The sequence below is a fragment of the Amorphoplanes friuliensis DSM 7358 genome, from assembly GCF_000494755.1.
GTDB classification, from domain to species: domain Bacteria; phylum Actinomycetota; class Actinomycetes; order Mycobacteriales; family Micromonosporaceae; genus Actinoplanes; species Actinoplanes friuliensis.
In genome coordinates this window covers 7,755,811-7,768,481 of record NC_022657.1, presented here as the reverse complement: position 1 = coordinate 7,768,481, position 12,671 = coordinate 7,755,811, and the positions used below count along the sequence as shown (strand labels likewise).

The following is a 12,671-nucleotide window of genomic DNA, read 5'->3' as shown; positions in this document are numbered from 1 at the left end:
CCGATGCGGGGACCATGGTCCTGCGCTGGTACGCCGTGGTGTCCTTCGCCCTGGTGGCGGGATACCTGGCGGTGCCGTACGACCTGCGCACGGTCCCGTTCCTGCTGGTGACCCTGGCCGCGCTGGTCGCGGTCGTCGCCGGGGTACGCCGCAGCCCCGTCACCGCCCGCGCGCCCTGGTGGCTGTTGCTGGCCGGCCTGGTGGCCTTCAACGTCGGCAACCTCGCCTGGTTGTGGATCTACTACCTCCAGGGCGTGACCGGCGACGGTACGGTCGCTGACCTCTTCTACATCGTGGCCAACCTGCTGCTGCTCGCCGGGGCGATGGTCGTCGTGGTGCGGCGCGGCCGGCGGGACATCGGTGGTGTCATCGACTCCGCGATCATCGCGCTGGCCCTCGGTGGCCTGCTCTGGGACACCGTCCTGCTGCCGCAGCTGACCGCCGCCGATGCTCCGGTGGACCGGCAGGCCGCGCTATTCGTCAACGTGCTCGTCATGGCCGGCTCGCTCGGCGCGTTGCTGCGGGTGACGCTGGTGGCCGGGGAGCGGCTGCCGGCGATGTGGATGCTGTCCCTCGGGCAGGTCGCCGGTCTGGTCGGCAACCTGTCCGCCGCGCTGACCATCGACGCGGTGACGGGCGACCGCGCCGACTGGACCAACGTGCCGTTCCTGGCCGGGTACGCGTTGCTCGGGTGTGCGGCCCTGCACCCGTCCGCGGCCCGCATCACCCGGCCCGGCCCGCCGCCCCGCGATGATCTGTCGGTCGCCCGCCTGACGTTCCTGGGCACGATGACCGCGCTCATTCCCGTGGTCGGTGGCGGCCGCGTCGTTTTCGGGCTGCCCACGGACGGGTTGCTGATCGCCGTCGGGTCCGCCGTGGTGATCCCGCTGGTGATGGTCCGCGTGTCGCGGTTGTCGACCCAGCGTCGCCGCGCCGAGCAGGCCCTCGTGCGGATGGCCACCCACGACGCGCTGACCGGGCTGCCGAACCGGGCTGCGTGCCTGGACCGGCTCACAGCCGACCTGACCGGGCCCGGCGTGGCCGTGCTCTTCTGCGACCTCGACGGCTTCAAGGCGGTCAACGACCGGCTCGGCCACGCCGCCGGCGACGAGCTGCTGGTCGCGGTCGCGGACCGCCTCCGCGCCTGTGTCCGCGACCAGGACCTGGTCAGCCGGTTCGGCGGTGACGAGTTTGTCGTCGTCTGCCGCGACGACGACCCGCGGGCCACCGTCGACGCCGTCTGCGCCCGCATCCGCGACATGGTCGCCCGGCCGATCGTCGTGGCCGGTGAGAGCGTCCGCATCGGCGTCAGCGTCGGTGTGGCCTTCGCCGGCGCGGCGAGCAGCACCGACGACCTGCTCGGCCACGCCGACGCCGCCATGTACACCGCCAAGCAGTCGAAGTCGGTCGGCGCCCTCAGCCTCGCCCTCGCCTGATCACCAGGGGATGCGGCCGTTGTCGTCGTAGAAGCCGCCCGTTGTGCCGTCCGGGCCCAGGGTGGCCAGCCGCAGGACGATCGCGGCGCCCTGTTCGGTCGTGCGGGTACCGCGGAAGCCGTTCAGGTCGGTGGCCACAAAACCCGGGCAGGCCAGGTTGACCAGGATGCCTTCGCTGCTGAGCTCCCGGGCGTACTGGACGGTCAGGGAATTGAGGGCCGCCTTGGACGGGACGTAGGCGGCGCTGACGGGCGAGCTCCGGTGCAGCGGGTCGTCCGGGTCGCTCTGGGCCGTCAGCGACCCGCCTTTGCTGGACACGTTGACGATGCGCGCGGCGGGGGAGCGGCGCAGCAGGGGCAGCATCGCGTTGGTCACGGTCAGGACGCCGAAGAAGTTGACGTCGAACACCGCGCGGACCAGCGCCGGATCGACGGTGCTCGGCGCCTGCTCCCATCCGCCCGAGATGCCGGCGTTGTTGACCAGCACGTCGAGCCGCCCGAACCGGTCGGTCAGCCGGCCGGCGGCGGCCCGCACCGAGCCGGCGTCGGTCACGTCCAGGACGACCGACTCGACGCCCAGCTCGGCCGCAGCTTCCTTACCGCGTTGTTCGTCGCGGGCGCCGATCACCACCGTCGTACCGAGTTCTACCAGGCCTGCGGCGATCTCCCGGCCGATGCCCTTGTTGGCCCCGGTCACCAGGGCGATGTTTGTCATGCTTCGAGCCCACCACCGCCGCGGCTCGAGCGGAAAGACCGGTTGAATCAGGCGCGATACCCTCAGGGTATGGAGCGGCTGGAGACCCGGGAACTGGCGTACTTCATCGCGGTCGCCGAGGAACTGCACTTCGGCCGGGCGGCGGCCCGGCTGGGCATCGCGCAGCCACCGCTGTCGCGCGCGATCAAGCAGCTCGAGCACCGCCTCGGGGTGACGCTGCTCGACCGGGACAGCCGGCGGGTGCTGCTGACCGAGGCCGGCGAGGTGTTCCTCCACGAGGGGCGCAAGGCCATGGACGCCGTGGCGGCGTCGGCCCGGCGGGCCCAGCGCGCAGGTCAGCCCGTACGCCGGTTGGTGCTGGTCATGAAGCCGATCAGCGACGGCGGTCTGCTCGGCGACATCCTGTCCCGGTACGAGCAGGAGGCCGAGGCGATCCCGGTCGAGGTGCTGCTGTGCGGCGTCGCCGAGCAGGCCGTCTGGTTGCGGGAGGGCCGCGCCGACGTCGGGTTGCTGCATGCCCCCCACGACGACTTCAGCGGTTTCGACGTCGAGGAGTTGTTCGTGGAGGGTCAGGTCGTGGTCCTGCCCCGGACCCACCGCCTGGCCGACCGGGAGACCCTGCACCTCGCCGACCTCGAGGGCGAGACGCTGCCCCGCCTGCGCGGCCAGGACGACACCACCGCGACCGGCCCGGTGGTGCAGGACTCGACGCAGTTGCTGCAGATGATCGCCCTGGAACGCACGATCGCCGTGCTGCCCGCGTCGGCGAGCCACTACCTGCGGCGGGAGCTCGTCTGTGTGCCGCTGGTCGACGCCGCGCCGATCACGGCGGCGCTGGCCTGGCCCGAACGCAGCACCTCGCGGGCGCTGGCGGCGTTCGTCCGGGTGGCGGCCGAGATCGCCGAGAAGCACCGTCACGGGACGTCGATGGACACTCCGGTGCGTTCGGCGCGGGCCACACCCCAGTCGTAGAGGGCCTGGAGCACCGGCGTCAGGCTGCGACCCTCGTCGGTGAGGTCGTACTCCACGTGGGGCGGCACGGTGCCGAGATCCTTGCGGCTGATCAGGCCGTCGGCCTCCAGCTCGCGCAGACGCTGGCTGAGCATCTTCTCGCTGATGCCCGGGGTCAGGCGGCGCAGCTCGCCGTACCGGTGCACGCCCTCCTTGAGGTGGGCCAGCAGCACGGTGCGCCAGCGTCCGCCGACCACGTCGACGGTCAGCTCGACCGGGCAGGAGTAGCTCTTGGGCACGCACCATTATGTGCGTTCTTGCCGTGGGGTGCGGTGCCGTGCTGGGCTGGTGCGCATGGGGGAGACACCGACGCTCTACGAGTGGGCCGGCGGCACCGACGCGTTCGTGCGCCTGACCGATGTGTTCTACGACCGGGTGGTGAAGGACGACCTGCTCGGGCCGCTCTTCGCCCGGATGGATCCGGGCCACGCCAGGTACGTCGCACTGTGGCTGGCGGAGGTCTTCGGCGGACCGCCGGCCTATTCGGCCGAGCACGGCGGTTACGCGACCATGGTCGCCAAGCACATCGGCATGGCCATCACCGAGCCGCAGCGCCGGCGCTGGGTCAACCTGATCCAGGACGCCGCCGACGAGGCGGGCCTGCCGGGCGACCCGGAGTTCCGGGCGGCGTTCCTCGGCTACGTCGAGTGGGGGACCAGGCTCGCGCGGCTCAACTCGCAGCCCGGCGCCGACGTCGTCTGCCAGGCCCCCGTGCCGCGCTGGGGCTGGGGAGTGGCGCCGCCGTGGCAGGGATGATGGGGGAATGGATCTCAGCTTCGCCGACGTGGCCGCCGCCCGGGACATCGTCTACCGCCACCTGCCGCCGACACCGATGTGGTCGTACCCGGTCCTGGACGCGGCCGTAGGCGCCACCGTCCACGTGAAGCACGAGAATGTCCAGCCGGTCGGCGCGTTCAAGGTGCGCGGTGGTCTCACGCTGCTCGACGCGATGTCGGCCGAGGACCGCGCCCGCGGCACGGTCAGTTACTCCACCGGCAACCACGCACAATCCCTGGCGTACGCCAGTGCGGCGTACGGCGCCCCGTGCACAGTCGTGATGCCGGCGGCCGCGAACCCGGCCAAGGCGAACGCGGTGGCGGCCCTGGGCGCCGAGGTGATCCTGCACGGGCCGGACCTTGAAGCGGCCCAGCACCACGCCGAGGCCCTGGCCCGGGAGACCGGCGCACGGCTGGTCAGCCCGGGTGACACCCCGGAACTGCTGGCCGGTGTGGGCACGCTCTACCAGGAGATCCTCGAGTCGCAGCCGGACCTGGACGCGATCCTGGTCCCGATCGGCAGCGGCACCGGCGCGAGCGCGGCTACGGTTGTCGCCCGCGAACTCGCCCCGAAATGTCACGTCATCGGGGTGCAGTCCGAGGCCTCCCGCGCCGCCTACGACTCGTGGCGGACGGGCGAGCTCGTCAAACGCCCCAACCGCACCCGCGTCGACGGCCTGGCCACCGGCCGCGGCTTCGACCTCCCGCAGCGCCTGATGCGCAACGGCCTCAGCGACTTCCTGCTGGTGACGGACGACCAGATCACCCAGGCGCAGCGCCTGCTCGCGACGAAGGCCCACACGCTCGCTGAGGGCGCCGGCGCCGCAGCCCTGGCCGGCGTCCTGTCCCGCCCCGACCTCTTCACCGGCAAGCGCATTGCGGTCGTCTGCACGGGCGGCAACGCGAACGACGCAGAACTCGCCGCGCTGGTCTGAGCGCGTCGTCACGGCTGTGCGCGTACAGGAAAAAAGAAGGAGCGGCGGCAAGCCGGAGCTTGCCGCCGCCCTCGGAAGAACTAGTTCGCTTGCTCGGCCAGGGACAGGAACTGCCGCTTCGAGGAGAGCGCCTGCTCGGCTTCCTTGATGCGGCGGTTGTCGCCGGCCGCCTGGGCCCGGGCGAGACGCTGCTCGGCCTCGGCCACCTGCTCGCGCATTTGCTGGAGCAGCGGGTTGTCCTGCGGGGCCGTCTTGCGCCAGGCCGAGTCCATCGCGACCCGGATGCGCTCCTCGGCGGCCCGCCACCGGCGGTCCAGGCTCGCTGCCGACTCGCGCGGCACACGACCAGCGTCGTGCCAGGCAGCCTGCGCGTCACGCAGTTTGTTCTGCGCGCCGCGAGGGTCGGCGTCGACGTCGAGCGCCTCGATCTCGGTGAGGATCGCCTGCTTCTTGTCGAGGTTGCCCTTGTACTCGGCGTCGCGCGCCGAGAAGACCTCGCTGCGGCGGGTGAAGAAGGCGTCCTGCGCGGCCCGGAAACGTTCCCAGAGGCGCTGTTCGGCTTCCTTCGCCGCGCGCGGTGCGGCCTTCCACTCGTTCATCAGGTCCTTGAGGCGGTTGGCCGTCGTCGACCACTCGGTCGAGTCCGACAGGCTCTCGGCCTCCTTGACCAGCTCTTCCTTGGCGGTCTGCGCCTGCTTGCGCTGGCCGTCGAGGGTGGCGAAGTGCGCGCCGCGGCGGCGGGTGAAGCCGTCACGGGCGGCCGCGAAGCGCTTCCACAGCTCGCCGTCGGTCTTCTTGTCGACGCCGCGGATCGTCTTCCACTCGTCGAGGATCTCCTTGAGCCGGTCGCCGGCGCTCTTCCAGCCCGTCGACTCGGCGGCGATCGTCTCCGCCTCCTCGACCAGGGTGGTCTTGCGTGCCAGCGCCTCGCCGCGGGCCACCTCGCGGGCGGCCTTGGCCTCTCCGGCCTTCTCGTCCGCGACCGCGGTCAGCCGGTCGAGGCGGGCGGCGAGCCCCTCGATGTCGCCGACGACGTGCGCCTCGTCGAGGCTCGCGCGAATCCTCTTCACGCTGGTCAGCGAGTGCGTGGCGTCGGCGGCACCGGACTTGAGGCGGGCCTCGATGAGGTCGACCTCGGTCACCAGGTCCGCGAAGCGCCGGGCGAAGTGGGCCAGGCCCTCCTCGGGCGTGCCCGCCTGCCACGAGCCGACCACGCGGTCGCCCTCGGCCGTCTTCACATACACGGTGCCGTCGGCATCCACGCGCCCGAAGGCCGTCCAGTCGTTCATGAGCCCACCCTCGTTCTCCCGGCGGTGCGAGCGTCGCTGCCCGTGACCGCCGCCATAGCGCAGTCGAATGCCATCATCCCATCGGCATTCTTTCTCGCGCATTGTCACAGGTCCAACCCGGTTCCGGGGAAGCGCCCGAGGATGACCGTGACCAGCCCGTTACGGTGGCTCCGTGCCATTGCTCCCTCCTCCCGGGGTCGTCGCGGTCGTCGGACCCACCGCGGCCGGCAAATCCGCCCTCAGCCTGGCCCTCGCCCACGCCCTCGGCGGCGAGGTCGTCAACGCCGACTCCATGCAGCTCTACCGGGGTATGGACATCGGTACGGCGAAGCTCCGCACCGACGAGCGGGAAGGCGTTCCGCACCACGTCCTCGACGTCTGGGACGTGTCCGAGCCCGCGAGTGTGCAGGCCTATCAGGCGCTGGCCCGGGCCGCGGTCGACGACATCGCCGCCCGGGGCAAGGTGCCGCTGCTCGTCGGCGGTTCCGGGCTCTACGTCCGTGCCGTTCTGGAAGAGTTCGAATTTCCCGGCACGGATCCCGCCATTCGGGACCGTCTGGAGCGCGAGCTCGCCTCGGAGGGCACTTTTTTCCTGTACGAGCGACTCCGCGAACTCGATCCGGTCGCCGCCGAGAAGATCCTTCCCACCAACGGTCGACGCATCGTCCGGGCCCTGGAAGTGATCGAGTTGACCGGCGCACCCTTCACAGCGGCACTGCCGTCACCAACTCCTCACTATCAGTCAGTGCAGATCGGTGTCGACCGTGACACCGCGGAGCTGGACCAGCGGATCGCCGACCGGGTCGACCTGATGTGGGCCGCCGGCCTGCTCGACGAGGTCCGCGGTCTCGACGGCCTGCGCGAGGGCCGCACCGCCGGCCGGGCGCTCGGTTACCAGCAGGCCCTGGCCCAGCTCGACGGCGACCTCACCGAGGACCAGGCCAAGGACGAGACGGTACGCGCGACCCGCCGTTTTGTCCGCCGCCAGCGCTCGTGGTTCCGCCGCGACCCACGGATCACCTGGCTCGACGGCGCGTCCGGCACCCTGACGGAGGACGCGTTGGCGGCCTGCGCGGCGGTTGCGCGATGATGGACCGCGTGTTGTTCACCAAGGGCCACGGCACCGGCAACGACTTCGTCATCCTCGGCGACCCCGACGGGGCGCTCGACCTGACACCCGAGCTCGTCGCGGCGCTCTGCGACCGTCACCGCGGCATCGGCGCGGACGGCGTGCTGCGGGTCGTGCGCAGCGCCAAGCACCCGGACGGTGCCGGCTTCGCGGCCGACGCCGAGTGGTTCATGGACTACTGGAACGCCGACGGCTCGATCGCGGAGATGTGCGGCAACGGCGTCCGCGTCTTCACCCGCTATCTGCTGGCCAACGGCCTGGCGACACCCGGCCCTTCGGGCCTCCCGGTCGCCACCCGGGCCGGCGTCGTGCGCGCGGTGATCGACGACCAGATCATCGCGGTCCACATGCGCACCCCTGATGTGTACGCCGCCAGCACCGCAACCGTCGGCCCCCTGACCTTCCCGGGTGTCGCCGTCGACTGTGGCAACCCCCACCTGGTCTGCGGCCTGCACGACAGCCTCCCGCTGAGCTCCCTCGACCTGCACCACGCACCCGGTTTCGACCCGGCGCTGTTCCCCGCGGGCGTGAACGTCGAGTTCACCACGCAGGGTGAGCCCGTCGAGGGTGCCGACCTCCACGTGAACATGCGCGTCTACGAGCGCGGCTCGGCGGAGACGCTGTCGTGCGGCTCCGGCGCCCTCGCGGTCGGCGCGGTCGCGCTGCGGGACGCCGGCCTGACCTCGGGTGTTGTCGCCGTGGACCTCCCCGGCGGCCGCCTGACGGTCACCGCGGACAACTCGGCCTGGTGGCTGGCGGGCCCGGCGGTGCTGGTCGCGACGGGTGAGGTCGACCTGGCGGCACTCGTCTGATGGCGGGGCTGCACAACGTGGCGCACCGCGGCTACTCCGCGGTCGCGCCCGAGAACACCCTGCCGGCGCTGGCCGCGGGGGTGCTGTCCGGCGCGACGTTCATCGAGTTCGACGTACGGACCACGGCCGACGGCGTGCCCGTGGTGATCCACGACCGGACGGTCGACCGGACCACCGACGGCACCGGCAAGGTCTGGGAGCTGACACTGGACGAGGTGTCCGCACTGGACGCAGGCTCCTGGTTCTCCCCGGCGTACGCCGGCACGCGTGTGCCCCGCCTGGCCGAGGTCCTGGAGCTGCTGCGACCCCACGCGGTGCTCACGCCCACAGCGGACGTGACCTCGTTCGAACGGCCCCGTGTCGAGCTGCTGCTGGAGATCAAGCCGCCCGCGACGCTGGAACAAGCCAAGATCATCATGGGTCAGGTCGTCGACGCCGGCTTGTTGGATCGTACGGTCGTCCAGAGCTTCGACCCGAACATCGTCCGGCTCGTGGCGGAAGCGGCCCCGGAGGTCCGTCGTGGCCTGCTGCGGGACGGCTTCGACACTTCGCAGGTCGACGTCGCCCGGGAGCTGGGCATCGTCTACTGCAACCCGTCCATGAACGCCGTGATCGGCTCCCCGGAGACGGTTGCCCAGCTGGCTGAGGCGGGAGTCGCCGTCATGCCGTGGACGGCGAACGACGTGTCGCTCTGGCCCGACCTGCTCAAAACGGGCGTTGTTGGGCTGATCTCCGACCGTACGGGGGAATTGACGGGCTGGGCCGCCGCGCGCAGGTGAGCGGGGGAAGCGGCCCGGGTCCCGCGAAGGCCCGACTTCATTGAAGTTGGGCCAATGTCTTGCTTGCCGTCTGCCGCCCGCTGCTAGGCGGGGAGGCGGCCCAAGCTCGACTTCATTGAAGTTGGGGTGACGTCCCGCCTGGCCCGCCGCCTGCCGCTGAGCAGGGGAGGCGGTCCAAGCCCCACGAAGGCCCGACTTCATTGAAGTTTGGGGTGACGTCTTGCTTGGCCCGCCGCCAGCTGCTGAGCGGGGGAGGCGGCCCAGGCCCGACTTCATTGAAGTTGGGGTGACGTCCTGCCTGGCCCGTCGCCCGTCGCTGAGTGAGGGAGAGGGCCCAGGCCTGCCGAAGGCCCGACTTCAATGAGGTTGGGGTGACGTCCTGCCTGGTCCGCCGCCCGTCGCTGAGCGGGGGAGGCGGTCCAAGTCCCACGAAGGCCCGACTTCATTGAAGTTGGGGTGACGTCCTGCCTGGTCCGCCGCCCGTCGCTGAGCGGGGAAGGCGGTCCAAGTCCCACGAAGGCCCGACTTCATTGAAGTTGGGGTGACGTCCTGCCTGGCCCGCCGCCCGTCGCTGAGCGGGGAAGGCGGTCCAAGTCCCACGAAGCCCCGACTTCATTGAAGTTGGGGCAACGTCCCCGCCTGGCCCGCCGCCCGTCGCCGAGCAGCGGAGGCGACCCAAGCCCACCGAAGGCCCGACTTCAAGGAAGTCGGGCCAACGTCCCGCCTGGCCAGCCGCTCAGAAGGTCTCTTCCGGAGCGGTCTCGAGCTCCACCTCGGGCACAGCCGCCGGGTTGGCCGGAAGCGGCCCGCCCTTGACGACCTGGCGAATCGCCGCCGCCACCGCCGGAGTGACCCGCGGGTCGAAAACACTCGGGACGATAACGGTCGGGTTGAGCTTGTCCTCACCCACGACGTTCGCGATGGCCATAGCAGCGGCCAGCGCCATCTCCTCGGTGAACTCCTCCGCGCTGACGTCGAGCATGCCCCGGAAGACACCCGGGAACGCCAGCACGTTGTTGATCTGGTTGGGCTGGTCCGAGCGCCCTGTCGCGACCACCGCAGCGTGCTGACGGGCCTCCCGCGGGTCGACCTCGGGGTCGGGGTTGGCCAGCGCGAAGACGATCGACTTGTCCGCCATCTTCGCGATGTCGTCACCGGTGAGCAGGTTCGGCGCGCTGACCCCGATGAACACGTCCGCGCCGACGATCGCGCCCGCCAGGTCGCCCTGGTAATTGTTGCGGTTGGTGTGTTCGGCCAGCCACTGCCAGGACGCGTTGAGGTCTTCCATGCCGCTGTGCAGGGCACCCTGCCGGTCGTACGCGATGATGTCGCCGACGCCCTGGCGCAGCAGCAGTTTCATGATCGCCGTGCCTGCGGCCCCGGCGCCCGAGACCACGACCCTGACGTCGGCGAGGTTCTTGCCGACCACCCGGAGGGCGTTGGTCAGCGCGGCGAGCACGCAGATCGCCGTACCGTGCTGGTCGTCGTGGAAGACCGGGATGTCGAGCAGCTCGCGCAGCCGCATCTCGATCTCGAAACACCGCGGCGCCGCGATGTCCTCCAGGTTGATGCCACCGTACGCGGGGGCGATCGCCTTCACGATCGCGACGATCTCGTCGGTGTCCTGGGTGTCCAGGACCACCGGCCAGGCGTCGACCCCGCCGAACCGCTTGAAGAGGGCGGCCTTGCCCTCCATGACGGGCATCGCCGCGGCCGGGCCGATGTTGCCGAGCCCGAGCACCGCCGAGCCGTCACTGACGACGGCGACCGTGTTGCGCTTGATGGTGAGCCGGCGGGCGTCGGCCGGGTTCTCCGCGATGGCCATGCAGACCCGGGCCACACCCGGCGTGTACGCCCGGGACAGCTCGTCACGGTTACGGAGGGCGACCTTGGAGTTCACCTCGATCTTGCCACCGAGGTGCAGCAGGAACGTCCGGTCGGAGACCTTGCGGACGTCGACGCCGTCCTGCGCCTCCAGCTGCTTGACGACCTGGTCGGCGTGGCTGGAGTCGGCGGTGTCGCAGGTGAGGTCGACGAGTACGCGGGTGGGGTCGGAGTCGACCACGTCGAGCGCCGTCACGATCGCACCGGCCTCGCCGACGCAGGTGGTGAGCCGGCCGATGGACGAGGCGTCGGCGGTCACGGCGATGCGGATCGTGATCGAAAATCCTGCACTGGGCAGGCGGGTGGTCACCACGGTGTTCCCTCCGTCGTTGGCGGGTGCGTACCCGCATTGTTGCGCTTCGGGAATAGCGGCCACCAATCCGGTGGTTACTGATGAGTCAGACACTCTGCGACAACGCCCCGCGCCGTTATGTGGATGCGCTCGCACCCCGGGCATGCCACGATCGGGCGGAGGAGGTCACCTTTTGCGTACTGAAGTATCCGAACCCGACGTCACCACCGGTGAGCTGGAGCTCGAGGAGCGCCACTCGCTGCGCCGGGTCGCCGGTCTCTCCACCGAGCTCACGGACGTCACCGAGGTCGAGTACAGGCAACTGCGGCTCGAGCGTGTCGTCCTGGTCGGTGTCTGGACCGAGGGCAGCATCTCCGACGCGGAAAACTCCCTCACCGAACTCGCCGCCCTGGCCGAGACCGCCGGCTCCGAGGTCCTCGAGGGTCTCATCCAGCGCCGCGGCCGCCCCGACGCCGCCACCTTCATCGGCCGCGGCAAGGTCGACGAGCTGCGCGACGTGGTCATCGCGACCGGCGCCGACACGGTCATCTGCGACGGCGAGCTGTCGCCGTCACAGCTGCGCAAGCTCGAGGAGCAGGTCAAGGTCAAGGTCGTCGACCGGACGGCGCTGATCCTGGACATCTTCGCCCAGCACGCGAAGAGCAAGGAAGGCAAGGCCCAGGTCGAGCTGGCCCAGCTGCAATACCTCCTGCCGCGACTGCGCGGCTGGGGTGAGTCGCTGTCCCGGCAGGGTGGTGGCGCCGGTGGCTCCGGCGGCGGCGTCGGCACCCGCGGCCCCGGTGAAACCAAGATCGAGACCGACCGCCGGCGGATCAACACCCGCATCTCGCGGCTCAAGCGCGAGATCAAGAGCCTGCGGACGGTACGCCAGACCAAGCGCTCGAAGCGTACGAACAGCGGTGTGCCCGCGGTCGCCATCGCGGGGTACACCAATGCCGGCAAGTCGAGCCTGCTCAACAGCCTGACGTCGGCGGGTGTGCTGGTGGAGGACGCGCTGTTCGCGACCCTCGACCCGACGACCCGCCGGACGGCCGCCGAGGACGGGCGCGTGTTCACGCTCTCCGACACGGTCGGCTTCGTCCGGCACCTGCCGCACCACATCGTCGAGGCGTTCCGCTCGACGCTCGAGGAGGTGGCCTACGCCGACCTCGTCGTGCACGTGGTCGACGGCGCCCACCCCGACCCCGAGGGTCAGGTGTCGGCGGTCCGCGAGGTCCTCGGTGAGGTCGGCGCCGACCGCATCCCCGAGCTCCTCGTCGTCAACAAGATGGACGCGGCCGACGAGGAAACCGTTCTGCGGCTCAAGCGGGCCTGGCCCGACGCGGTCTTCGTCTCGGCCCGCTCCGGGCTGGGCATCGACGAGCTGCACGCGGCGATCGCCCAGCGCCTGCCGCGGCCGGCCGTCGACCTGCGGGTGCTGCTGCCGTACGACCGGGGAGACCTGGTCGCCCGGATCCACCGCACCGGCCAGGTCCTCGACACCCGGCACACCGAGGACGGCACCGAGCTCCGCGTCCGCGTGGGCGAGCAGCTCGCCGCCGATCTCGAAGGATTCCGTGTGTAGCGGTGTCGATTGTCCGATACTGGACGGCT

The 12,671-nt window shown here is 70.8% G+C and carries 12 protein-coding genes; 8 read left to right on the top strand and 4 right to left on the bottom strand.

Annotated elements, in window-relative coordinates; genetic code table 11:
• The first annotated feature begins 14 nt into the window (after positions 1-14).
• Positions 15-1,436 (top strand): GGDEF domain-containing protein, encoded by a 1,422-nt coding sequence (locus AFR_RS35770; protein ID WP_023561710.1) that lies wholly within the window; start codon positions 15-17, stop codon positions 1,434-1,436.
• Here AFR_RS35770 and AFR_RS35765 read toward each other — a convergent pair whose 3' ends face one another.
• Positions 1,437-2,150: an SDR family oxidoreductase gene (locus AFR_RS35765; protein WP_023561709.1), complete on the bottom strand. Its 714-nt coding sequence runs from the start codon at positions 2,148-2,150 to the stop codon at positions 1,437-1,439.
• Between the two features lie 69 nt (positions 2,151-2,219).
• Between AFR_RS35765 and AFR_RS35760 the strand changes: the two genes are divergently transcribed.
• Entirely contained in the window at positions 2,220-3,122 is a 903-nt protein-coding gene (locus AFR_RS35760) for a LysR family transcriptional regulator (protein ID WP_023561708.1), read from the top strand.
• On the opposite strand, the gene AFR_RS35755 is transcribed toward AFR_RS35760, so the two are convergent.
• Positions 3,065-3,400, bottom strand: coding sequence for a winged helix-turn-helix transcriptional regulator (locus tag AFR_RS35755; RefSeq protein WP_023561707.1), 336 nt, complete (start codon positions 3,398-3,400; stop codon positions 3,065-3,067). The two genes, AFR_RS35760 and AFR_RS35755, sit on opposite strands and share 58 nt — an antisense overlap.
• Before the next feature lie 55 nt (positions 3,401-3,455).
• Between AFR_RS35755 and AFR_RS35750 the strand changes: the two genes are divergently transcribed.
• Both AFR_RS35750 and AFR_RS35745 read left to right on the top strand, forming a co-directional pair.
• Positions 3,456-3,917: a group II truncated hemoglobin gene (locus AFR_RS35750; protein ID WP_023561706.1), complete on the top strand. Its 462-nt coding sequence runs from the start codon at positions 3,456-3,458 to the stop codon at positions 3,915-3,917.
• A 7-nt stretch (positions 3,918-3,924) separates the two neighbouring features.
• Positions 3,925-4,872 carry a threonine ammonia-lyase gene (locus AFR_RS35745; protein WP_023561705.1) on the top strand — a complete coding sequence of 316 codons (948 nt, stop codon included), beginning with the start codon at positions 3,925-3,927 and terminating at the stop codon, positions 4,870-4,872.
• An 80-nt stretch (positions 4,873-4,952) separates the two neighbouring features.
• Here the strand turns inward: AFR_RS35745 and AFR_RS35740 are convergent, their stop codons facing one another.
• Positions 4,953-6,161 (bottom strand): DUF349 domain-containing protein, encoded by a 1,209-nt coding sequence (locus tag AFR_RS35740; RefSeq protein ID WP_023561704.1) that lies wholly within the window; start codon positions 6,159-6,161, stop codon positions 4,953-4,955.
• Between the two features lie 172 nt (positions 6,162-6,333).
• Between AFR_RS35740 and miaA the strand changes: the two genes are divergently transcribed.
• The 3 genes from miaA to AFR_RS35725 are packed head-to-tail and all read left to right on the top strand — an operon-like array spanning position 6,334 to position 8,881.
• Positions 6,334-7,251 (top strand): tRNA (adenosine(37)-N6)-dimethylallyltransferase MiaA, encoded by a 918-nt coding sequence (miaA, locus tag AFR_RS35735; protein ID WP_041841390.1) that lies wholly within the window; start codon positions 6,334-6,336, stop codon positions 7,249-7,251.
• A gap of 8 nt (positions 7,252-7,259) precedes the next feature.
• Positions 7,260-8,102 (top strand): diaminopimelate epimerase, encoded by an 843-nt coding sequence (gene dapF / locus AFR_RS35730; RefSeq protein WP_041843177.1) that lies wholly within the window; start codon positions 7,260-7,262, stop codon positions 8,100-8,102.
• On the top strand, positions 8,102-8,881 hold the full coding sequence (locus AFR_RS35725; protein ID WP_023561701.1) for a glycerophosphodiester phosphodiesterase: 780 nt from the start codon (positions 8,102-8,104) through the stop codon (positions 8,879-8,881). The genes dapF and AFR_RS35725 overlap by 1 nt, the downstream gene beginning before the upstream one ends.
• A 736-nt stretch (positions 8,882-9,617) precedes the next feature.
• Here AFR_RS35725 and AFR_RS35720 read toward each other — a convergent pair.
• Complete coding sequence (locus AFR_RS35720; protein WP_041841389.1) at positions 9,618-11,078, bottom strand: NAD-dependent malic enzyme; 1,461 nt, start codon at positions 11,076-11,078, stop codon at positions 9,618-9,620.
• 172 nt (positions 11,079-11,250) lie between these two features.
• Here AFR_RS35720 and hflX point away from each other — a divergent pair, with 172 nt between their 5' ends.
• Positions 11,251-12,642, top strand: a complete 1,392-nt coding sequence (gene hflX / locus AFR_RS35715; RefSeq protein WP_023561699.1) for a GTPase HflX — start codon at positions 11,251-11,253, stop codon at positions 12,640-12,642.
• The last annotated feature ends 29 nt before the right edge of the window (positions 12,643-12,671 follow it).